At 37.1% G+C, this 22,132-nt stretch carries 19 protein-coding genes; 13 read left to right on the top strand and 6 right to left on the bottom strand.

Features of this window, described 5'->3' with window-relative positions:
* Positions 1-252: 252 nt before the first annotated feature.
* Positions 253-2,739 carry an O-antigen ligase family protein gene (locus C8N46_RS03185; RefSeq protein ID WP_108113392.1) on the bottom strand — a complete coding sequence of 829 codons (2,487 nt, stop codon included), beginning with the start codon at positions 2,737-2,739 and terminating at the stop codon, positions 253-255.
* A gap of 269 nt (positions 2,740-3,008) precedes the next feature.
* Between C8N46_RS03185 and C8N46_RS03180 the strand changes: the two genes are divergently transcribed.
* The 11 genes from C8N46_RS03180 (at position 3,009) to C8N46_RS03130 (ending at position 13,210) form a co-directional block, all read left to right on the top strand.
* Positions 3,009-4,220 carry an aminotransferase class V-fold PLP-dependent enzyme gene (locus tag C8N46_RS03180; protein ID WP_108113598.1) on the top strand — a complete coding sequence of 404 codons (1,212 nt, stop codon included), beginning with the start codon at positions 3,009-3,011 and terminating at the stop codon, positions 4,218-4,220.
* A gap of 266 nt (positions 4,221-4,486) precedes the next feature.
* Positions 4,487-5,521 carry a zinc metalloprotease gene (locus tag C8N46_RS03175; RefSeq protein WP_108113391.1) on the top strand — a complete coding sequence of 345 codons (1,035 nt, stop codon included), beginning with the start codon at positions 4,487-4,489 and terminating at the stop codon, positions 5,519-5,521.
* Positions 5,522-5,614: 93 nt separating this feature from the next.
* Positions 5,615-6,070 (top strand): hypothetical protein, encoded by a 456-nt coding sequence (locus C8N46_RS03170; RefSeq protein WP_108113390.1) that lies wholly within the window; start codon positions 5,615-5,617, stop codon positions 6,068-6,070.
* A gap of 48 nt (positions 6,071-6,118) precedes the next feature.
* Positions 6,119-6,541: a SufE family protein gene (locus C8N46_RS03165; protein ID WP_108113389.1), complete on the top strand. Its 423-nt coding sequence runs from the start codon at positions 6,119-6,121 to the stop codon at positions 6,539-6,541.
* Between the two features lies 1 nt (position 6,542).
* Positions 6,543-6,869 carry an iron-sulfur cluster assembly protein gene (locus C8N46_RS03160; RefSeq protein WP_108113388.1) on the top strand — a complete coding sequence of 109 codons (327 nt, stop codon included), beginning with the start codon at positions 6,543-6,545 and terminating at the stop codon, positions 6,867-6,869.
* A gap of 11 nt (positions 6,870-6,880) precedes the next feature.
* Positions 6,881-7,396, top strand: a complete 516-nt coding sequence (locus C8N46_RS03155) for a DUF2480 family protein (RefSeq protein WP_108113387.1) — start codon at positions 6,881-6,883, stop codon at positions 7,394-7,396.
* Positions 7,397-7,579: 183 nt separating this feature from the next.
* On the top strand, positions 7,580-8,503 hold the full coding sequence (locus C8N46_RS03150; protein WP_108113386.1) for a DUF3078 domain-containing protein: 924 nt from the start codon (positions 7,580-7,582) through the stop codon (positions 8,501-8,503).
* A gap of 138 nt (positions 8,504-8,641) precedes the next feature.
* Entirely contained in the window at positions 8,642-9,562 is a 921-nt protein-coding gene (locus C8N46_RS03145) for a DUF3078 domain-containing protein (RefSeq protein WP_108113385.1), read from the top strand.
* Between the two features lie 218 nt (positions 9,563-9,780).
* The gene (locus C8N46_RS03140) at positions 9,781-11,175 is read left to right on the top strand and encodes a sensor histidine kinase (protein WP_108113384.1); all 1,395 of its coding nucleotides are present in this window, start codon (positions 9,781-9,783) and stop codon (positions 11,173-11,175) included.
* Positions 11,175-11,891, top strand: a complete 717-nt coding sequence (locus tag C8N46_RS03135) for a response regulator transcription factor (RefSeq protein WP_108113383.1) — start codon at positions 11,175-11,177, stop codon at positions 11,889-11,891. Before C8N46_RS03140 ends, C8N46_RS03135 begins: the two co-directional genes overlap by 1 nt.
* 35 nt (positions 11,892-11,926) lie before the next feature.
* Positions 11,927-13,210: a sortase family protein gene (locus C8N46_RS03130; RefSeq protein WP_108113382.1), complete on the top strand. Its 1,284-nt coding sequence runs from the start codon at positions 11,927-11,929 to the stop codon at positions 13,208-13,210.
* A gap of 51 nt (positions 13,211-13,261) precedes the next feature.
* Here the strand turns inward: C8N46_RS03130 and C8N46_RS03125 are convergent, their stop codons facing one another.
* The 5 genes from C8N46_RS03125 to hflX all read right to left on the bottom strand — a co-directional run bounded on the left by C8N46_RS03125 (position 13,262) and on the right by hflX (position 15,536).
* Positions 13,262-13,444, bottom strand: a complete 183-nt coding sequence (locus tag C8N46_RS03125) for a hypothetical protein (RefSeq protein WP_108113381.1) — start codon at positions 13,442-13,444, stop codon at positions 13,262-13,264.
* 38 nt (positions 13,445-13,482) lie between these two features.
* The gene (locus C8N46_RS20310; RefSeq protein WP_158269068.1) at positions 13,483-13,653 is read right to left on the bottom strand and encodes a hypothetical protein; all 171 of its coding nucleotides are present in this window, start codon (positions 13,651-13,653) and stop codon (positions 13,483-13,485) included.
* A 37-nt stretch (positions 13,654-13,690) separates the two neighbouring features.
* On the bottom strand, positions 13,691-13,864 hold the full coding sequence (locus tag C8N46_RS20760; protein ID WP_170110056.1) for a hypothetical protein: 174 nt from the start codon (positions 13,862-13,864) through the stop codon (positions 13,691-13,693).
* A 31-nt stretch (positions 13,865-13,895) separates the two neighbouring features.
* A complete protein-coding gene (locus C8N46_RS20755; protein WP_170110055.1) occupies positions 13,896-14,060 on the bottom strand; it encodes a hypothetical protein in 165 nt (54 codons plus the stop codon).
* Positions 14,061-14,324: 264 nt separating this feature from the next.
* Complete coding sequence (hflX, locus tag C8N46_RS03120) at positions 14,325-15,536, bottom strand: GTPase HflX (protein WP_108113380.1); 1,212 nt, start codon at positions 15,534-15,536, stop codon at positions 14,325-14,327.
* A gap of 83 nt (positions 15,537-15,619) precedes the next feature.
* Here hflX and C8N46_RS03115 point away from each other — a divergent pair, with 83 nt between their 5' ends.
* Positions 15,620-16,582, top strand: a complete 963-nt coding sequence (locus C8N46_RS03115) for an endonuclease/exonuclease/phosphatase family protein (protein WP_108113379.1) — start codon at positions 15,620-15,622, stop codon at positions 16,580-16,582.
* Positions 16,583-16,673: 91 nt separating this feature from the next.
* Positions 16,674-22,103: a T9SS type B sorting domain-containing protein gene (locus tag C8N46_RS03110; RefSeq protein ID WP_108113378.1), complete on the top strand. Its 5,430-nt coding sequence runs from the start codon at positions 16,674-16,676 to the stop codon at positions 22,101-22,103.
* Positions 22,104-22,132: the final 29 nt, after the last annotated feature.

The following is a 22,132-nucleotide window of genomic DNA, read 5'->3' as shown; positions in this document are numbered from 1 at the left end:
ATACATGCGCATAGTGAAGTAGGCGTGTACGATTCATGTACAAGCAGTCTTTACAGGAAATTTTCCGTAGACAAATCGTAGACAACATACAATTACTCGTAAATAAACACACGGTCATTTACGATTTGAAATCTGTTTTTTAAAATTTGAGGTGGGAAGTTTTCAGCAATACTTCTTGCTGAAAAGTTAGGAAAATTTTGTGTAGCAATTACCGAACGCTATTGAAATTTGATAGCATCGTTTAGTTGAAAATTACTCCTCGTACTTTGATGGCGGCAAACTGATGGCTTGTGGATAATTTTTCGCTCTACTTGCTCTGTAATCTTCTTTGGATTTTTCTAGTTTTCCTAATTGTTCATAGCAATATCCGCGACTGTATTCTGCTTTTCCATCTGTAAAAGCACGTGCTTTGATAACGCGTGATAGATTTTTTATAGCAGCTTCATAATTTTTCTGTATCAAATCAATAATACCAATATTTTGAATGGAAAGAAAGTCTTTCGGATTTGTTTTTAAAATTTCCAAATACACCGCACGTGCTTTTTCGTATTGTTGTTTTACAAAGAAATTGTATGCTTCTTGGTGTTTTGCTTTCACTTCTGCTTTGCTCAAATACGATTTGAATCCGACTTTTTCTTTTATTTCTTTTTTCGCATCGAGTAATTTCTGACTATAGGTGTTGTATGCCAAAGCAGTGTCTAGCACTTTTAACATTAGGTCACTGTCTTTTGTAAACTCGTAAATCGTATTGGCTTTGGTTTGCCATTCGGCGATATCTCGGAAATTGTGTTTAGAATAGCGATGCATGGCTTTTATCAAACTTGCCGTATCTTTTTGTGTTGCATAAATCTTCTTCAGCATGTAATAATTAGTTTTAAACGCTGGATAAATATCAAATACTTGCTCCGAATAATAGCGTGCGCTATCTAAGTTTTCCTTGGCATTTAAAAAGATTTCTGCTTTAAACGCTTTTACCAATAAAGCATCTACATTGTACGATTTTGACTTGTCTAAAATTTTTAACGCTTCATCATATTGTTTTGCTTTGATGGCATAGTTTGCTAAAAAGACATTGTTTACAGTACCTACATAACTCAACTGCGGATAGTTTGTCCATTGTTTTTTAACGCTTTCAAAATTGTTTTTTAACTTTTCTTCAGAGAAGAGTGTTTTTCCCATCAAATCAGTTCGTAAATTTCGTTGTAGTTGATACGCACTCAATACAGCATAATTAGAAGCTGTACTCGCAATACTAAACAAAAACACTACACCAAATAGTATGAGTGATGGTTTTTTAGGAGATTCTGTTGTTGGATTTCCCACTTTTTTCTCCGCAAACGCAATAATCAAACTTGCACTCAACATAAAATACAATTGAATTGGCGGTCTTTCTAATGGAAAGTTTAACAAAGCATCGAGTGTATATGCCGCAGCGACTAAAAATATAGTGAAGTACAAAAATTGTATGCGATATTCTTTTTCTTTTACAAGTAGCCGAACAAACCAAAACAATGGCAACACAAACAGCGAAACATATAATACAAAACCAATGATTCCTGTTTCGGCAAGTTTTTCTATAAAATCACTATGTGCACGTCTCGGATTGGCAAAAGTTCCTCTACTATTAGCAAAATTTTGATAATGCTCTTTTTTGCCGACAGCTTTGTAATTTCCATAGCCAATTCCTAGTACGGGACTTTTTTTAAAGTTGCGAAACGCCAATTCCCATAAAGAAAAACGTCCAGAACTTAAACTAGCAGGTTTTTGAATTTTAATCGTATTCGTAGGTAGTTTTTCTTGAGCAGACGAATTTCTGGTAACGGCCTTTTTCCCTTTGTAATAATCACTCGGCTTTGTGTTTAAAATAACAGAAGGCGAATTCATCATCGTTTTGTCCACTCTATTGATATTTAAAACTAAAAATCCTAAGGCGATAGGAATTAACAATATGGATAAAAATTCTAGCTTTGGTTGAAATGTCTTTTTTTGTCTTATCAAACCATACAATAAAAAACCTAAAACACTTATTAAGATTAAAACGAGTGATAAAGATGCAGTTCTTGAACCCGATAGTAACAAAGCAAATATTCCGATAAACAGCGAAATTCCTGAGGCATATTTCCATACTTTAGAAAAATAAAGAAAGCCAAATATTAGTAAAGGTATCTGAATTACTAAAAACGCTGTGTAAATATTAATGCTGGAAAAACCACTTTGAAATCCAAGAAGAAACTCGTTTGTTCTAGCAACTGTAGCGTTTCCCACAAAATAACTAATCGCGCGCCAACCATAGAAAGCAACTAAAAAGATAGAAACTTTACCTGCAAAATAGAAAAAGACTTTCGGGTTTTTTCTCACGTAAGTGAACACGCAAAAAGTAGCAACTACCATATTCAATAATCGCGACAAATGCACCAAACTTTCACTAACATTAATAGCGACTAGCATCGATACACAACCAACAACAAAAAAACCTGTCATTACACCGAAAAACAGTTTCGCTTTTTTTGAGAGTTGAAATGCTTGAAAAAAGCTGTTATTCTTAAAAAGAAAGATTAAAGAAGCAATATTCAATAATGAAAAGTACAACCATTGCGGCGCGTCGTAATCCATTGCATTGAGCAAAGGCACAAAACACGAAATCATATACAACAACAAAAAAATATGCGCAATAATAAGTTGATTAGGCAATTGGTTAAAGGAAGAAACGGATTTCTTTGTAGACTTGTTTTTTGGCATTGCTTCAAATTTATGTCATGAAAAGTACTAATTTTCAAAACGCAAATCAAATTGATGAGGTACATGACTTGCAAAACAAATAAAAAGAAAAATCTTGAAAATAGCGTCGCTGTTTTTTAAAAGCTTCATCAAAAGCCGATTAAACGCAAAAAACAGCGTTGTTTGCTGTTAAAACTACAACTGATTTCTCATAAAAAGTGACATGCGGTGTTGTGAATAGTTAGTATCTTTGTACTCTTAGAAAAAAGACTATGATAGAAAAAGAACTCATGTTTGATGTAGAAAAGATTCGCAAAGATTTTCCAATTCTTCACCGAGAAGTAAACGGAAAACCGCTGATATATTTTGACAATGCCGCAACGTCGCAAACGCCACAACAAGTGATTGATTGTATTGTAGATTATTATTCCCGATACAATGCCAACATTCATCGTGGCGTGCATACCTTGAGTCAAGAAGCAACGAATGCGTATGAAGAAGCGCGTATCAAAGTCCAACAACATTTCAACGCTGCCAAACCGTATGAAATCATTATGACGTCGGGCACAACCGACAGTATTAACTTGGTGGCAAATGGTTTTAGTGCGATTTTGACAAAAGGAGACGAAATTTTAGTTTCTGCGTTAGAACACCATTCTAATATAGTACCGTGGCAAATGTTGTGCGAACAAACAGGCGCAATCTTAAAAGTGATTCCAATGTTCGAAAGTGGACAGTTAGATATGGAAACGTACACGTCGTTGTTGAATGAAAGAACAAAATTAGTCTTTTGTAATCATGTGTCAAATGCACTTGGCGTGATCAATCCTATTGCGTTTATCATTGAAAAAGCACACGAAGTTGGTGCTGCTGTTTTGATTGACGGCGCGCAAGCGTCTCCACATATCAAAGCTGACGTACAAGCATTGGATGTCGATTTCTACGTAACATCCGCACATAAAATTTGTGGACCAACGGGCGTGGGCGTTTTATATGGAAAAGAAGAATGGTTGCTAAAATTACCACCATACAAAGGTGGCGGAGAAATGATTGATCAAGTAACGTTTGAAAAAACAACCTACGCAGGCTTACCACATAAATTTGAAGCAGGAACGCCTAATATTTGTGGTGTCATTGCTTTTGGAGCAGCATTGGACTATATGAACAACATTGGCTTTGAAACAATTGCAGCTTACGAAAACGAATTATTGCACTACGCCACAGAAAAGCTATTGGCAGTTGGTGATGTAACCATATATGGTACGGGCAAAAAAGTTTCTGTCATTTCGTTCAATATTGACAACATTCATCCGTATGACATTGGGACTATTGTTGATAAACTCGGTATTGCCGTACGGACAGGACATCACTGTGCGCAACCTATTATGGATTTCTATAAAATTCCAGGAACGGTGAGAGCTTCCTTTTCGTTCTACAACACCAAAAAAGAAATCGATACGTTTATAGAAGCTATCAAAAAGGCAAAAATGATGCTTTCTTAAGAAAAACATAAAATAAAAACAGCTCGTCTACAGAATCGGTCCATTGGTCGATTCTTTTTTTTGTGTTAAAATGAAAAAACAGGATGTATTTCGTCGATAAAAACACTATTCTTCACTTGTAGCTAAAATTAACTAAATGTTATAAATACAACAATTAAAATCTAAAAATGTCATTTATCTAAAAATTTAGCAGAAACATTGATATATATCTAAAAAAAAGTAGCTTTGACAGAATTTTTTTAACCAAAAAACATAATACACAAATTATGAGAAAACTTCTATTAAGCATGGTTGCTGTTGGAGCAATCATGGTGTCTTGTAGTGATGACCAAACTGCAAACACAACCAACCTAGACGAGCAACAAGTCGATATGAGCGACTTTTACCTGTACACTGATAATGGCGAAAAAGCAGCTGGCGGATGTTATACGATGCAACGATTGAATGCGCAGCTTGACAAAGACAAAGATCTTTACAACAATATGTATGAAATTGAGAAAAGATACAGAAGTTCTGTAGCGCAGAAGCCAGGAAATGGTAACGGCGGCGGCGGAAACGGCGGCGGAGATCCTCAGCCACCAACAGATAACTTAGGTGTAGTTACAATTCCTGTATATGTACATGTTGTATACAGCAACAGTAACGAAAACATCAGTGATGCGCAAATTAACTCGCAAATGGCAGTGTTAAATGATGACTTTAGAAGAACAAACAATGATGCGAACCAAACACCTTCATTATTTGCTCCTGTAGCTGCTGATACTGAAATTCAGTTTACATTAGCGGGAACTTTCAGATATGCAAACTCAAGAACTTCTTGGGGAACAAATGACCTAGTAAAAGCTACGTATCCACCTGTAACACCTTCAACTCACTTAAACATTTGGGTATGTAACATTGGTGGTGGTATCTTAGGATATGCACAATTCCCAGGTGGAAACTCAGCAACTGACGGAGTTGTAGTAGGACCACAATATTTTGGGTCAACAGGATATGTTGCTGCTCCATTTGACGAAGGTAGAACTACAACGCATGAAGTTGGACACTACTTAAACTTACGTCACATTTGGGGAGACGGAAGATGTAACAGAGATGATTTTGTTTCTGATACTCCAACGTCTGACAGACCAAACTACGGATGTCCTTCATTCCCAACAACGCACTGTCGTTCAACAGACATGACAATGAACTATATGGATTATACAAACGATGCTTGTATGAACATGTTCAGTGCAGGACAAAAAGCTAGAATGCGTGGCGTATTAGTACCAGGCGGAGCTAGAGAAAGCTTAGTGAACTAACCTCACATAGTGCTAAATTTAAATTGAAAAAGACGTCAATATTGACGTCTTTTTTTTGTATTATTATGTGATAACTTTAAAACACAAACTGCAATGAAATATATACTGATTCTGTTTTCTGTCACGCTATTTACGAAAGGTTGTAATGACAATAAACCTGATAAAAATGCCGTAAAAACTGCGCAAGATGAAATTTCAATCGATTATGAAGCGTCTTCGCGTGGATTTTATCAAAAAGTAAACATTAAGAAAGAACAATTTTCGCTTACAAATGCTAGAGGCGGAGAAGCATTGACAAAACAAATATCCAACAGCGATTGGAGCGAACTTGTGGATATTCTTGATAAGATTGATGCCGAAAAACTCGAAAAAAACTATGTAAACCCTGACGACTTGCGAAGAGATGCGGCAATTCCTGCAAAATTAACCATCAGTTACAAAGAAAATGTGGTGACCAACGTGGAATTTGGTCATGGAAATCCGCCAGAAGAATTGGCTGCATTACTCACAAAAATAGAAGCAATGGTCAATGCAGTTGATAAACCGTAATAGTTATTGTATTTTTGCGTCTAAAATCATTGTATAAAGAAAGAAGAAATGACGATACAAGAAATACAAAACGAAATTGTAGACGAATTTAGCATGTTTGACGATTGGATGCAGCGCTATGAATACATGATTGATTTGGGAAAATCACTGCCTTTAATTGACGAACGTCTTAAAAAAGACGAAAACCTTATCAAAGGTTGTCAAAGTAAAGTGTGGGTTCACGGGGAAATGAACGGAGATAAACTCGTTTTTACGGCTGATAGTGATGCCATCATTACCAAAGGAATCATTGCCATTTTAATTCGTGCTTTTTCCAATCAGCCACCTGCGGCAATTATTGATGCAAATACTGATTTTATTGATGAAATTGGCTTAAAAGAGCATTTATCTCCCACAAGAGCCAACGGATTGGTAAGTATGATTAAACAACTTAAATTATACGCAATTGCGTATCAAACACAACTCAATTAACATGTCAGAAACTACAATAGATACAGAAGCTTTAGGCGAAAAAATAGTACGCGTTTTAAAAACCATCTACGATCCAGAAATTCCTGTAGATATTTACGAATTGGGATTGATTTACGATGTTTTCGTCAATGAAGAAAACGATGTAAAAATCTTAATGACATTGACGTCGCCAAACTGTCCTGTAGCAGAAACGCTTCCGCTAGAAATAGAAGAAAAAGTAAAATCGCTCAAAGAAATCAACAATGCAACGGTCGAAATCACCTTTGATCCACCGTGGGACAAAGATTTGATGAGTGAAGAAGCAAAACTAGAACTAGGCTTACTCTAAATGTAAAGATTATGGCGGACGAAATCATCAATAGAGTTGCGCAAAGCAAGCTTGTTACGTTCGATTTGGAAGACTATTATCCAGCGGGCGAGCGTGTGCAATTTGATATTTCACAATGGCTGTTAGAAGGCTTGATACTTCGCGAAAAAGAATTCCGAAACCACGTAGCCACTCATGATTGGTCACAATACCAAGGAACGTACGTTGCACTGCATTGCAGTACCGATGCCATCATTCCTGGATGGGCTTTTATGTTGATTAGCGTACATTTGGCACCTTTTGTCGAAAAAGTCGTAATTGGCTCTTTGGAAAATTTAGAAACAGTCATTTATCAAGAAATCATTTACAATTTAGACGTTTCTGAGTATCAAGACAAGCCTGTCATCATCAAAGGATGTGCTAACAAACCTATACCAGACAACGCCTACACGATGATGATTGCCAAATTGCACGGTGTTGCCAAAAGTATCATGTACGGTGAGGCATGCTCGTCAGTTCCACTCTACAAAAAGAAAAAAACTTCCTAAAAATACATTGATTAACTGATTATCATTTAGTTGGGTAAATCATAATATTTTTGTGAACTTCGGTGTAAATTTTATATTTGCGCTCGCAAAAAATAGGTATATAAATAATTCTTACCTTAGTTATGATAACAGAAAGGAATAAGAATACTATTTAAAAACTGAGAACCTAATAAAAACGAACACATGAAAAAAATTGTATTTGTCATTGCATTATGTTTCGGAATACAGGCAATGAACGCTCAAACAGTAGAAGAGTTAAAAGCACAGAAAAAAGAAAAGCAAGCAGAAGCGGATAAGTTTCAAGCAGAAGCAAACGCTATTCAAGCACAAATTGATGCCCTTCCAGGATGGAGAGTTGGCGCATTTGGTGTTATTGGAGGAAATATTTCTAAATTCAACAACTGGTACGCGCAAGGAATTCCAAACAACTCCTCAGGAAATATTGGTTTTACAGTAAATGCGTTTGCAAATTTACAACAAGAGAAATTTTTCTGGTTGAACAGTGCCAATGTCAACTTAGCTTGGGTAAAACTTGACAATACAGACGATCCAACCGATAGTGACGATTTTAGAGAAGCAACAGACGTATTCAATCTTAGCTCCTTATACGGACGAAAACTGAGTGAGAAATTTGCCATTTCTGGATTGATGGAATACAGAACTACCTTGTTGAGCAACTTTAACGATCCTGGTTATTTAGACGTTGGTGTAGGTGCTACGTGGACGCCAATTAAAAACTTAATTGTGGTGATTCATCCATTAAACTACAACTTTGTATTTAGTGATAACGATACGGTATTTGAGTCTTCGTTAGGTGCTAAAATTGTAGCAGATTATACACGAAACATCGGAGCTATCAACTTTAAAACCAACTTATCAATGTTCCAAAGCTATGAAAGCAGTGACTTATCTAACTGGACGTGGACAAACTCATTTAGCTACACACTTTGGAAAATGATTGGTGTCGGATTCGATTTCGGATTGCGTCAAAACAAGCAAGAAGCGGTGGCGTTTAACCTTGCTAACGGAAATACAGGAACAACGTTTGATAACGTTGATAACAAATTACAATCATACTGGACACTTGGTTTGAGCTACAAATTCTAATCAAAAATCCACTTCATACACAGCCGTTTCAATATATTTTGGAACGGCTTTTTTAATTTTTAAAACTCAAATTTGCCTTAAATACCACAACCTTTTATTTTTGCGACTAATTTTTTCGTAAAACGCATTGTTACCCCTATGAAACATGTACTAACTATTTGCTTATTTTGTATATGCTCACTTGTTACAGCACAAGACCTTAAGAGAATAAAAGTCATCAAAGCTGCTATTCGCAATTCCATTATTCCTGCAAGAGATCCTATCCCGAAAGGTTGGCGTTCTAAAGGAAATGTTTCCTTTCTTTTTAACCAAGCAGCATTTGCCAATTGGACTGCTGGTGGCGAAAATACCATTTCTGGAACTTTAGGTGTGACGTACGATTTAAATTATCATCAAACAAATTGGGATTGGGACACAAGAATTGTAGCTGCGTATGGTTTGATACAAACACGCAATAGCGAATTCACGAAAAAAACTGACGATCGGTTTGAAATCAATTCGGTGATAGGGAAAAAAGGAAAAAATCACTGGTTTTACTCCGCGTTTGTAAACTTTAGAACCCAAATGACCAAAGGATTTCGGTATGAAACTGATGAAAACGGTCGTGAAATTCGCATGTTGCACACCAATATTTTGTCGCCAGCATATCTTTCGTTCGGACCTGGCGTATTGTGGAAAAAAAGCGATCATTTCAATTTCAACATCGCTCCAGGAACGTCCAAAATGACCATTGTAGATGAAGATTTTACCTTGCCCGATGAAAAATATTTTGGCGTTGCTGAAGGCGAACGCATTCGCTACGAGTTGGGAATGTATGCGTCTGGTTATTACAAGTTTGGCATGTTTAAAAACATGGTGATGGAAAATGTGATAAATCTCTATTCCAATTACTTGGAAAATCCTGAAAATGTGGACATTGATTACACGGTAAACATCATCATGACCATCAACGAATATTTTACGGCAAACATCAACTTTCAAACCATTTACGACGACAATGCGTTCAAAGGTTTCCAAACACGCGAAGTATTGGGAATTGGTGTCAATTATGGGTTTTAAAAAATCATCTTTACACGTTAACAATTGCGTTAATACAGTTGTATATTCGCGGTAGCGTTTTTGTTAACACAAAATTCAAAACCTAGTAAATACAATGCTTTACAGCGTTTTTTAGGTTAATAATCGGTTAACGCTATTATTTTTTATGGCTAAAAATCGTTGAATGACTACTTTTGAATTGTTGAAACTCCTCATCGCTTTCAATAACCAATCATTCAATGAAAAACAAAATCACCATATTAATTATAGCCTCTATTGCAACGTTGATTGCGCTTTCTGCCATTCAAGCGTATTTGGTGGAAAATGCATATCAACTCAAAAAGCGCGCATTTATACAAGAAACAGACAATGCGATTTCTGACATAGACAATCACCCAGAATTGGATTCGTTGGTAGATTTGATTGGGGAAAATATGCGCACTCACTTGGCAGATTATCTCAACAATCGCATCACCAAAGCGGAAGTCATACGCAGACTTCAACTAAAAAGTGATAGCTTAAATGCACCGTATATGAAACGGTACAACAAAGAATTGGCTGCGATTAATCTTGGTTATAAAATCCGCTATCAACGACAAATAACGAGCATTGTGGTGTACGACGAGCAAAAAAGTGATAGTGTTTTCCCGTATGCAAAAGAAAAATATCTAAAACTGTTAGGTGATACTTTTAACGACAAAGATTTGCGAGTGATTAAAACCTCGCGTACGTTTTCGGAGTTTGATTATGTAGCGCAAGAAAATGACAGCGTGTTTACAAAAAGTGTCGATGTAGAATTGAAAATGCGCGATGTCATTCTAATTGTCGATTGGAAAAGTATTGTATTCCGTCGTATGGCAATGTTGCTTATTTTTTCGGTGTTGCTCTTTCTTTTTGTGGTAGGATTGCTCTATTATTCCATCAAAAACCTAATCCAACAGAAAAAAATCACCGAAATCAAAACGGATTTCATCAACAATATTACGCACGAATTAAAAACGCCGTTGGCAACCTTAAGCGTCGCATCAAAAAGTTTAAAAAATACCGAAATTCGAAACTCCGAAGAAGCATTTAATCATACCCTAAACATTGTAGACCGCCAAAATACACGCTTGCAAAAACTCATAGACCAAGTTTTGACCAATAGTTTAAGCGCGAATGACATTGTATTGTCGAAAGATTCTGTTGTGGATAATGTGTATTTTGAAGACTTAATTGCCGATTTCAAACTTTCCGCACAACAACGCGATTTGACAATTGTAAACCATGTATGTGAAGAAGAAGTAGTATTGCGAATTGATACCTTTCATTTTACCACAGCACTTTTTAATATTTTGGAAAATGCTGTAAAATATGGCAATCCGCAAACAGAAATCCTTATAGAAACTGCTGTTAAAGGCAAGGAATATGGTATTGAAATCACAGACAATGGTATCGGAATTGCGGAAGAAGATCAAGCGCAAATATTTGATAAATTTTACAGAGTAAGTCACGGAAATGTACACAATGTCAAAGGACTCGGATTGGGCTTATACTATACGAGTCAAATTGTAAATGCGCATGATGGAAAAATTTCTGTGTACAGCGAACTCGAAAAAGGAACCACATTTACCATTATAATACCGATTCACTAATGCAAAAAACCAAAATATTACTAGCGGAAGACGATTATGATTTTGGAAGTATTTTACAGCAATACTTGCAAATTCACAACTTTGAAGTCGTGTGGGCACTTGATGGGGCAGAAGCTTTTGCGCAATTTACGTCAGACGAACATCAAGCAGAACATGCGTTTGATATCTGTGTGTTTGATGTGATGATGCCAAAGTTGGACGGTTTTACATTGGCGGAAAAAGTACTACAACATAACCCTGAAATTCCCTTTATCTTTTTGACAGCCAAGAAGATGAAAGAAGACAAAATACGAGGATTAAAACTCGGAGCCGACGATTATATCGTCAAACCCTTTGAAGCTGATATTTTAGTATTACGCTTGCAAAACATATTGAAACGAACGCAAAAAACGAACAAATCATCAAAAAACGGACAGCAATTCGCAATCGGGAAATATGTTTTTGACACGGTAAACTATCAATTGAAATTCAATGGAGAAACCCAGCGAATTACTGAAAAAGAAGCGCAACTTATTCAGTATTTCTACGACCACAAAAACCAACTCATCAAACGAGAAGACGTTCTCGAAAATGTGTGGGGAACCGACGATTTCTTTTCTGGAAGAAGTATGGATGTATTCATTAGCCGACTTCGGAAATACTTTAAAAAAGATTCTTCAATAGCTATTGAAAGCACGCGCGGTGTAGGATTGACCTTTAAAATCGTCACAGAGTAAATTAAAAATCATCAAAAATTAAAAAAAACGAACAAATGAAAAATATAAGCATATTCATCATGTTAGCATTGGCATTTCAACTAGCAAATGCACAAGTAACTCCAGAACCGCCAGCAACACCAAAAAATTCAACCTATAGCAGTTCTTCAAAAAGTAGAAGTACCAACGAAAGTACTTCGGTTTCGGTAAGTAAAACAGACGACGATTATAAATTTAGAGCACGTTTTCCTAAAAATAGATATGGCAAGCTGAAAAATTTAATCGAAGAAACGCTCGGTGGAAAAAATATGGACATCGGGAAAGGCTATTCTAAATGGAGTAACGATGAAAAAGTGTATTCGGTAAAACTTACGGAAAAAAGCCTACGTATGGAAGTTGATTTAAATGTGGCTTCGCCCGATTTGGCAGAAAAAGTGGAAGCGCTTGGAAACGATGCGAAAATTATCATATCAGGAAGCGATATCAAAGTAGAACGCGAAATCATGCAACGCGAAGCTGACAGAATGCGCCGAGAAGCAGATAGAATGCAACGTGAAGCCGAGCGTTTGGAACGTCAATCGATGCGAGACAAAGAGCGTATTAAAAGACAAGCAGAACGAGAAGTGGCGCGAATGAAGCGTGAACAAGCGCGTATAAAACGCGATGCACAGCGTATAGAAGAAGAAGCCAAGCGTGTTGAGCGTGAAGCCAAACGTTTGGAAGAGCAAGCGCGCCACAAAGGCGGCGTAAGTAGCTATATCAAACGCTTATTAGACAATCCGAAAACAACATATACAGCAACTTCTGGGTCAAATCTAAATTGGATTTGGCCAGAAGTGCAAGAAAATTTATTGGCAGCTTTGTTAAAAGACGAGTTGATTTCTTCGGCTTCTGATGTGATGTTTACCAGCGAAAAAGACCGCATGTATGTCAACGGTAACGAGCTCAGCAAAGCGAAATATGAAAAGTACAGTCGCATGTTTCGTGCGGCTGGAATTCAACCCAATGCAGATTTTTCATTCTATAAAAAAGACAATCATATTGTGATTATTGGACACAATGCAAAAATTAAAAAAGTATTCAGCGATTTACACAAAAAAGGATTTATTGCTTCTACAGATGAAGCTATAAAATTGCAAATAAATGGTGTAAGCATCACGCAAAACGGAGAAAAATTAACGACAAGTAAAGTCGCTTCGTATAATGCGATTCTTCGTGACAACGGCATCATTCCGGCACCAGGAAAGTATATAGAAATGAAAAAAGCGGGAAGCTATCGTTTGGGCTACAGTTTGGATACCAATGGCATTGTGGGTACTTGGATTGAAGAAGATAGATAAAAAAAAAGAGCCTGTAAAATACAGACTCTTATCGCTTTCTTCATACTTGGATTATCGTTCTTCCGACGGAACATCAATTGGATCCTTTGGGCAGTAATAACACCAAGTTAATTTTGTAGGATCTGTACAACTTAAAATATCGTTAGATTGTGCAGCTCTTCCTCCAATTTTTTCCAAACTCAAATTGGAAACTGCTTTTTTGTTTAAAGCTAATTTTTTCAGACTTTTTTTCATAATTCTATGATTTTAGTTTTTAACTAAACTTAAATGAATTATCGCTGTTCTTGTGGAGGACAATGATAGCAGTGTGTTAACAATGTTGGATCAGTACAAGTTAAAGGTCCGCCAGTATTATCTGCTCTGCGCAATCCTCCTGTAATTTCTGATGATAAACTAGAAACTGCTTTCTTGTTCAACGAAAGTTTTTTGATACTTTTTTTCATAATTATTAAGTTTTGAGTGATTAGTATGTGCTAAGTATTAACGTTCGGCTGGGCAAATAAAGCACAATGTTTGCGCTGTTGGTCCAGTTGGTCCTGTAGTGAACGTATCGGAAGTATCATCGTCTTGTCGGCGCAATCCACCTTTTAATCTTACAGATAAATTAGACACTTCTTTTTTGTTTAAAGCTAGTTTTTTTAAATTTTTCTTCATGATTTTAAGTTTTTTGTTTGGGAATAATAATTTATCGTATTGTTGTTGGAGGACAATCAAAACATCCTGTGTTTGCTGTAGGATCATTTGTCGTAGTAATTCCGTGACTTACTTTATCCAATCCACCTTTTACGATGTCACTTAAATGGCTTACTGCCTTTTTGTTCAATGCTAGTTTTTTTAAATTTCTTTTCATGATTTACATATTTAATTAAAGTTACTATTCATTACTTTTTTTGAAGAATGTTGCTTGTTTTTTTGGTAGGACTTTAAGCAATAGGTACATTCTTTTAAACATCATATTTTAATAAAAACACAATGTCGCATTGTAACAGTTTCTAAAACTAGGGGATTGTTAGGGGAGAAAAATGACAATTACTACGTGAAAATTGCCATTCAGTTTTTAAATATACTAAAAAAAGGAAATACTTGCATGTATCTCCTTTTTTATTCTTAAAAATTACGATAAGTCTTCGTAATCAGGATACAGAAAATTATTATACGGAAAACGCGTTATGTGAATTTCGCGAACTACGTTATATACCTTTCGTTTAAAATCGTCTAAGTTTTCTTTGTTGATGGCAGAAATAAACAAGACATCTTCTGCAGAAGAACCCATCCATGTTTTTTTCCAATCTTCTAATGTATAATGTGCTTTGGTTTTTTCAGTTACCAAATCGTCGTTGTCAATCGTTTCGTGCGTATAGGCGTCAATTTTGTTAAAAACCATCACGGTAGGTTTGTCGGCGCTGTTTATTTCACCCAAAATCTGATTGACCGAAGCAATATGGTCTTCAAAATTTGGATGTGAAATATCTACGACGTGCAATAACAAATCTGCTTCGCGCACTTCATCAAGCGTACTTTTAAAAGAATCAACCAACTGTGTTGGCAACTTTCGGATAAATCCAACCGTGTCACTCAATAAAAACGGTAAATTTCCAATCACCACTTTGCGCACGGTAGTATCAAGCGTAGCAAACAATTTATTTTCGGCAAAAACGTCACTTTTACTAATCACATTCATCAACGTAGATTTTCCAACGTTGGTATAACCCACCAATGCCACGCGCACCAAAGCGCCTCTATTTCCACGCTGAACCGCCATTTGCTTATCAATCGTTTCCATCTTTTTACGCAACAAGGCAATCTTATCACGTACAATACGTCTATCCGTTTCAATTTCCGTTTCCCCAGGACCGCGCATTCCAATTCCACCTCGTTGACGCTCCAAGTGTGTCCACAAACCTGTTAGTCGCGGTAATAAATATTGATATTGCGCCAATTCTACTTGTGTGCGAGCGTAACTCGTTTTGGCACGCTGTGCAAAAATATCTAAAATCAATCCTGTTCTGTCAATAATCTTACAACGCAATAAACGTTCAATATTTTTTTGTTGTGATGGCGATAATTCATCATCAAAAATGACAGAGCCAATATCATTCGATTTTACAAATTCTTCTACTTCTTCCATTTTTCCAGTTCCGATAAACGTTTTCGGATTTGGAATATCAATCTTCTGTGTAAAGCGTTTCACGACTTCGCCGCCTGCAGTGTACGTCAAAAATTCAAGCTCGTCCAAATACTCTTTTGATTTGGCTTCATCTTGTTCTTTTGAAATGATTCCGATAAGGACAGCGCGCTCATACGCAATGGATTTCTTCTCTAGCATAGATTAAATTAAAAAGCAAAGTTACGCATTTCCTTTGTTGATTTTAGTACTTTTATGGGGAGAAATCAACTTTATACGACTTTATGACGCCAAAAAAGAACATCCGAAAATATCATACCATAGCATTTTACAATCTTGAAAATTTATTTGATACTGAAGATGATAAATATGTGCTTGATGATGATTTTTTGCCAAACTCTGATCGAAATTGGACTCCGAAGCGTTATGAAAAGAAAATCTATAAATTGGGTGCTGCGATTGCGAGTTTAGGACCAGAAGAAGCACAAAATGCACCGGTAATTTTAGGTGTGGCTGAGGTAGAAAACAAAAAAGTGTTGAGAGATTTGATTGCGTCAAAAAAACTTGCGGAATTCGAGTATGATTTCGTGCATTACAATTCGCCTGACGAGCGTGGAATAGACGTGGGTTTGCTCTATCAAACCGAATATTTTGAAGTGCTAGAATCAGAATCCATTCCTATACTATTATATAATGAAGAAGGACAACGCGATTTTACGCGTGATACATTGTATGTAAAAGGCTTACTCAACAATGAGCCAATTCATGTTTTTGTAAATCATTGGTCGTCTCGTCGAGATGGCGCGGATGAAACAGCCTACAAACGTATCAAAGCTGCAGAAACGGTTAGAGAAAAAATAAACTACATTCAGCTTCAAGAAGACGATCCGCATATCATTATTATGGGCGATTTCAACGATGATCCAACCAGTACAAGCATCAGCGATTATTTAATGGATACAGATTTATACAATCCGATGGAAAAACTGTTGACGTTATATTCGGGAAGTTTAAACTACAAAGGCGAATGGAACCTATTTGACCAAATCATATTTTCCACCAACTTTTTCGACTATAAAAAGCGTACGCACAGCTTTGCTTCTGCCGATATTTTTGACGAATACTTCTTAACACAATGGAAAGGAAGATACAAAGGAAACCCTTTTAGGACGTATGCTGGGAGAAAATACTTAGGAGGCTACAGTGATCACTTCCCTGTATATATTCAACTGAAATTCAATGACTAAGCTTTATTTTTTTCAACTTAAATGTTAAAGTAAAGTTAAGTTTATATTTTTTTACTATTTTTAGGGCTACTAACTATTAACCAACTTTTTTATGAAAAAAATTACCTTGTTATGTATGCTAACGTTATTCTGTACGTTTGCATATTCACAAGTATTGAATCAGCCTGCCAATTGGCCAAACACGAATTGGTCGGTTGTAGGAACATATAATACAGATCCAGCTGCTTTTGAAGCAGATCCGACATTGACGGCAAACTTCGCCTTCGATGATGACGATGCAGGAGGAACAAGCGATGATGATATCGCAGCAGAGTCTCCTGTAATTGATATTACCGCAGCATTTACTGCTGGAGAAACATGGCTTACCGTTACAGTTGATTACGTTTACAATGACAATGGTAACGACATGTTAAATTTAGAATATTGGGATGCAGATGCTGCCGCATGGGTTGTTTGGCAACAATTTGTAGCATCAAGCACGCAACCAAACAATGCCTTTTGTACGGCAAACAAGGATGCTTTTACAAGTGATCCATTAAACATTGCAGGATTTACCGCAACACAACAATCTGGATTCCGCTACCGTTTAGCGTACGATGACGATGATGCATGGCAGTGGGGATTTTGTTTTGACTCTCCAACAATTGCTTCGGCAACACCACCTTCTTGTTTTGATATTTCAAACCTAGCCGTAGCGAATATCACCGAAACTACAGCAGATTTAAGCTGGGATGCCAACAGTGGTGAAACTGCTTGGGAAATCGTAATTCAACCAGCAGGAACAGGAGTTCCAACAGGTTCAGGAACTGCAATTACTAACAACGCTCCATACATGGCTACAGGACTTACAGGAAGTACAAGTTATGAAGTATATGTAAGAGCTGATTGTGGCGCCGTGGACGGATTCAGTAACTGGATTGGTCCAATTACATTTACAACATTGAATGCTCCGCCGCCAGCTCCAGTTGGTGTAACCTGTGCTACAGGAACTTCGTCTTTTATTTTTGTGGAAGATTTTGAAGATGATCCACCAGCAGGTTGGACAGGAACTGGTTTTGATGGTTCAAATGGAAATTGGGACATTACCGCAGGAGGTGCAAACTCTTTAGGAACTGGTCCATCTGCTTCTTTCAGTGGAGGAAATCACTTAGAATATGAAGCTTCAGGAAACTCAACAGCAATAGCTTCTGCAATTAGCCCGGCTATCGATTTATCAACAGCAACAGACGGCGCAGAATTATCATTTTATTTACATGCTTTTGGTGATGATATAGGAACGTTGAATGTAAATGTTGGAACATCAGCAACAGGACCATTTACTAATGTGTACTCTTGGAATGGTGATTTGCAAACAGCCGATTCAGATGCTTGGGTACCAATCGGAATTAACCTAGATGCATATCTCGGACAAGTTATTTATGTAGAATTTAGCTATGGAGGTGCAGGAACAGGATTTGAAGGAGATTTATCTATCGATTTAATGCGTGTTGAAGCGTGTGGTTCGTTCTGTATTGCTCCATCAGCAATTGCAACAGCAAATATTACAGGGACTTCAGCAGACATTAGTTGGACTACTAACAGTGGTGAAACTGCATGGGAAATTGTGGTACAACCAGCAGGAACTGGAGCTCCGGCAGGTTCAGGAACTGCGATTACCACAAATCCATACACGGCTACAGGATTAACTCCTAATACAGCGTATGAAATTTATCTAAGAGCTGACTGTGGAGCTAACGGATTTAGCGTCTGGTCAGGTCCAATCAACTTCACAACGGCATTAGCAGGTCCATCAGGTGTCAATTGTGCGTCTGGAGGAACTTCTTCCTTTATATTTACAGAAGATTTTGAAGTAGATCCGCCTTTGGGCTGGACAGGAACTGGTTTTGATGGTTCTAATGGAAATTGGGACATTACCCCAGGAGCTGCAAACTCTGGAGGTACTGGTCCATCAGCTTCTTTCAGTGGTGGAAATCACTTAGAATATGAAGCATCAGGAAGCTCCACAACAACAGCATCTGCAATTAGTCCGGCTATCGATTTATCAACAGCAGTTGATGGTGCAGAATTGTCATTCTATATCCATGCTTTTGGTGCTGATATAGGAACGTTAAATGTAGGTGTAGGAACCTCTGCTACAGGACCATTTACAACTGAGTTCACCTATAGTGGTGAATTACAAACAGCAGATTCAGATCCTTGGCAAGCAGTTGGAGTAGATTTGAGTGCGTATTTAGGACAAACCATCTATATAGAATTTAGCTATGGAGGTGCAGGAACAGGATTCGAAGGTGATTTATCCATCGACTTTATGCGTGTTGAAGCGTGTGGTTCGTTCTGTATAGCCCCATCAGCTATAGCAATATCTAATATTACTAATAACAGTGCTGAAATTAGCTGGACAGCTAACAGTGGAGAAACAGCGTGGGAATATGTAGTACAACCAGCTGGAACCGGGACACCAACAGGACCAGGAACTGCTACAACTACAAATCCAACGACAGTAACAGGATTAATGGGTGATACAGATTACGAAGTATATGTTAGAGCAATTTGTGGGCCAAGTAATGAAAGTATATGGACAGGACCAGTTAACTTTACAACGTTTACTGAGGTAGATTGTGCTGCTGGTCCAGTAAATACAACGTACTGTTATACTGATAACGATACTACTGTATTTACATTTTACAGCTCAGACGGTGTTTCAACATTAGGAATCGTTTTCAATGCAGGACAAGTAGAGAACAACTGGGACGAACTGATTGTGTTTGATTCAGATGGAGTTACACAATTATACAACGGATATGGAAACGCAGGAAACGTAGCAGGATTGGTATTTGAATCTTCAGGTCCTTCAATTTCTGTTACCGTACAATCGGATGGAATATTTTCTTGTCAGTCACAAGGATATACACCACTTGACTTCAGCGTTGCATGTATAGATCCAACAGCGCCACCAACATGTGTGTCGTTAACATTCCCTACGGATGGTGCAACAGGTATTGAAATAGATCAAAATATCACTTGGGGTTCTGCCATTGGAAATCCAGCAGGATATATTTTAATAGTTGGAACTACGCCAGGCGGCTCGGATATTGTGAATGGAATAGATGTAGGAAACGTAAATACATATCCTTTAGATACAGACTATTTAACTACTTATTATATAACAATATTACCATATAATGCTAATGGACTTGCAACAGGATGTATTGAAGAAAGCTTTACAACTAGACCTGACCCAAATCAAATATTTAACTTGGTTTGTGCAAACGGACCAATCAATGTAAACCATTGTTACACCAACAATGATGATAATACATTTTTATTTACAAGTGATTCAGGTTTCCCTGTAAGATTGACATTCAACTCAGGAACTATTATAGATGATGATGATGTTATTTCGTTCTATGACGGTTCAACAGCCGATCCAGCTACTCTTATTACTACAACAAATAACGCAGGAGATTTATCAGGATTGATAATCGAATCTACAGGCGGTAACTTATTTATGGTAGTAGAAAGTGACGGATTTACAAGTTGTGCTAACGGAAATGGTACTCCTTGGGATTGGACTGCAGAATGTTTGACATGTTTCAAACCAACGGCAACCTATACAATTGTTGATGACTGTGCAGCAGGAGAACAATTCTTAATTGATGTTGAAATCTTATCAACGGGAGATGCAGTTTCTATCACAGTTAGTGATGACTTCGGTAGTGCACCACAAGTGGTTAGTGCACCTGGTATTTTAACATTTGGACCGTATCCAAATACAACGCCAGTAGTGATTACAGTTGCCGATACCGATGATAACAATTGTGTATTAACAAGTGAGCCACAAACACAGGCATTCTGTCCAGATCAAGAATGTAGAATTATTAATGCAGGATATGATCAATTGCAAACCTGTGATGTAACGTCTACAGATTTATCGGCAACATTCATGTCAAGTTCTATCACAACTGATACAAGTGTGTATTCAGTAAGTGAATTACAATGTCCGCCAGATAACTTGACAGGAGATCCAACTTCTATTACTCTAGATGATAGATGGTCTTCTGCAATTAATATTGATTTTGAATTCGAATATTTTGGAAATACATATACGCAAGTAATTATTGGAGCAAACGGTTTGGTATCATTTGATATATCTGATGCAGGAAACTTCTGTCCTTGGAACTTTGCGCCAGGTGATTTATTACCTACGCCAGCAGTACCAACCAATGCAATTCACGGAGCTTTCCATGATATTGATCCAAGTGTTGGCGGTTATATTGAATATGCTGTTGTAGGAACTGCACCAGAGCGTCAATTTAAAGTAACGTTCTTCGAAGTGCCACATTTTGGATGTAATAATATTACGACAACACAGCAAATTATATTACACGAATCATCTAATGTGATTGATGTACTGTTAATTGAAAAGCCAGTTTGTACAACTTGGAATGATGGAGGAATTGCTATTGTAGGTATCCAAAATGGAGCAGGTTCTGTTGGATATGCACCAGCAAACCGAAACAATGGAGTTTGGACAGTTACAGAGCAAGAAATTTGGAGATTTGTTCCAGATGGAAACCCTAACTACACGTTTGAATGGTTAGATGAAGATGGTAACGTTATCAGTAATGATACCGATATTACGGTATCACCAACGGAAACAACAACATACACAGCTTCTATAACCTATGCGTTAGCAAATGGAAACCTTGTTACATTAACAGATGATGTTACGGTAACAGTTGAAAGCAATCCAGATGTGGTTGGAACCCAAACATTAGAAGCTTGTGATGATGACTTAGATGGAGTTGCTGAATTTGACTTAACAGTACAAGATGCCAACGTTATAGGGACACAAACAGACGTTTCAGTTACCTATTATGAAACCTTGGCAGATGCTGAAGCAGGTATGAATATGCTTGCAGACCCAACAGCATACAGTACTGCAGGTGGAACAGTATATCTCCGCATTCAAAATGATATTACTGGTTGTTACTCAACAGATAGTTTCGAAGTAGTTGTGTTAATGCAAATTGATCCAACAAACATTGGTCTTGAAGGCGAATGTGTTAATGGAGAATATACCATTACAGTAACTCCACTCAATGGTGGATATGACGCAGCAACAGTAACATACGAATGGTCTGGAGGTTCATCATTAGATAACGATGGAGCACAATTCGTTGCAACAGATGATGGAGATTATACCGTAACAGTAACTACTGCCGATGGTTGTTCTAGTTCACAAACATTTACAGTAATCAACGCAATGTGTTCATTCCCGCAAGGAATTTCACCAAACGGAGATAACCTAAATGATACATGGGATTTAAGAGCATTCAGAGTACAAGAATTAGAGATATTTAATTCTCATGGTCGTTCTGTATATAAGAAGAATAACTATACAAACGAATGGAGAGGTCAAACCAATGATAATGATGAATTACCTGTAGGTACTTATTTTTATGTATTGAGACTTGAAAATGGAGAATCTAAAAACGGTTGGATTTATCTTAACAAATAGATTTTCCCTTACATTAAACATCTAAATTC

It is taken from the genome of Kordia periserrulae (assembly GCF_003054265.1).
GTDB classification, from domain to species: domain Bacteria; phylum Bacteroidota; class Bacteroidia; order Flavobacteriales; family Flavobacteriaceae; genus Kordia; species Kordia periserrulae.
The sequence above is the reverse complement of the archived record's forward strand: the minus strand, read 5'-3'. Positions and strand labels throughout refer to the sequence as shown.

Excerpts from the sequence above, each read along its gene's own strand:
- C8N46_RS03155 (WP_108113387.1), top strand. The coding sequence starts at position 6,881 with ATGGCGGACGAAATCATCAATAGAGTTGCGCAAAGCAAGCTTGTTACG.
- C8N46_RS03125 (WP_108113381.1), bottom strand. The coding sequence starts at position 13,444 with ATGAAAAAAAGTCTGAAAAAATTAGCTTTAAACAAAAAAGCAGTTTCC.
- C8N46_RS20310 (WP_158269068.1), bottom strand. The coding sequence starts at position 13,653 with ATGAAAAAAAGTATCAAAAAACTTTCGTTGAACAAGAAAGCAGTTTCT.
- C8N46_RS03140 (WP_108113384.1), top strand. The coding sequence starts at position 9,781 with ATGAAAAACAAAATCACCATATTAATTATAGCCTCTATTGCAACGTTG.
- hflX (WP_108113380.1), bottom strand. The coding sequence starts at position 15,536 with ATGCTAGAGAAGAAATCCATTGCGTATGAGCGCGCTGTCCTTATCGGA.
- C8N46_RS03145 (WP_108113385.1), top strand. The coding sequence starts at position 8,642 with ATGAAACATGTACTAACTATTTGCTTATTTTGTATATGCTCACTTGTT.
- C8N46_RS03135 (WP_108113383.1), top strand. The coding sequence starts at position 11,175 with ATGCAAAAAACCAAAATATTACTAGCGGAAGACGATTATGATTTTGGA.
- C8N46_RS03110 (WP_108113378.1), top strand. The coding sequence starts at position 16,674 with ATGAAAAAAATTACCTTGTTATGTATGCTAACGTTATTCTGTACGTTT.
- C8N46_RS03150 (WP_108113386.1), top strand. The coding sequence starts at position 7,580 with ATGAAAAAAATTGTATTTGTCATTGCATTATGTTTCGGAATACAGGCA.
- C8N46_RS03185 (WP_108113392.1), bottom strand. The coding sequence starts at position 2,739 with ATGCCAAAAAACAAGTCTACAAAGAAATCCGTTTCTTCCTTTAACCAA.
- C8N46_RS03180 (WP_108113598.1), top strand. The coding sequence starts at position 3,009 with ATGTTTGATGTAGAAAAGATTCGCAAAGATTTTCCAATTCTTCACCGA.
- C8N46_RS03175 (WP_108113391.1), top strand. The coding sequence starts at position 4,487 with ATGAGAAAACTTCTATTAAGCATGGTTGCTGTTGGAGCAATCATGGTG.
- C8N46_RS03165 (WP_108113389.1), top strand. The coding sequence starts at position 6,119 with ATGACGATACAAGAAATACAAAACGAAATTGTAGACGAATTTAGCATG.
- C8N46_RS20760 (WP_170110056.1), bottom strand. The coding sequence starts at position 13,864 with ATGAAGAAAAATTTAAAAAAACTAGCTTTAAACAAAAAAGAAGTGTCT.
- C8N46_RS03170 (WP_108113390.1), top strand. The coding sequence starts at position 5,615 with ATGAAATATATACTGATTCTGTTTTCTGTCACGCTATTTACGAAAGGT.
- C8N46_RS03160 (WP_108113388.1), top strand. The coding sequence starts at position 6,543 with ATGTCAGAAACTACAATAGATACAGAAGCTTTAGGCGAAAAAATAGTA.
- C8N46_RS03130 (WP_108113382.1), top strand. The coding sequence starts at position 11,927 with ATGAAAAATATAAGCATATTCATCATGTTAGCATTGGCATTTCAACTA.
- C8N46_RS03115 (WP_108113379.1), top strand. The coding sequence starts at position 15,620 with ATGACGCCAAAAAAGAACATCCGAAAATATCATACCATAGCATTTTAC.
- C8N46_RS20755 (WP_170110055.1), bottom strand. The coding sequence starts at position 14,060 with ATGAAAAGAAATTTAAAAAAACTAGCATTGAACAAAAAGGCAGTAAGC.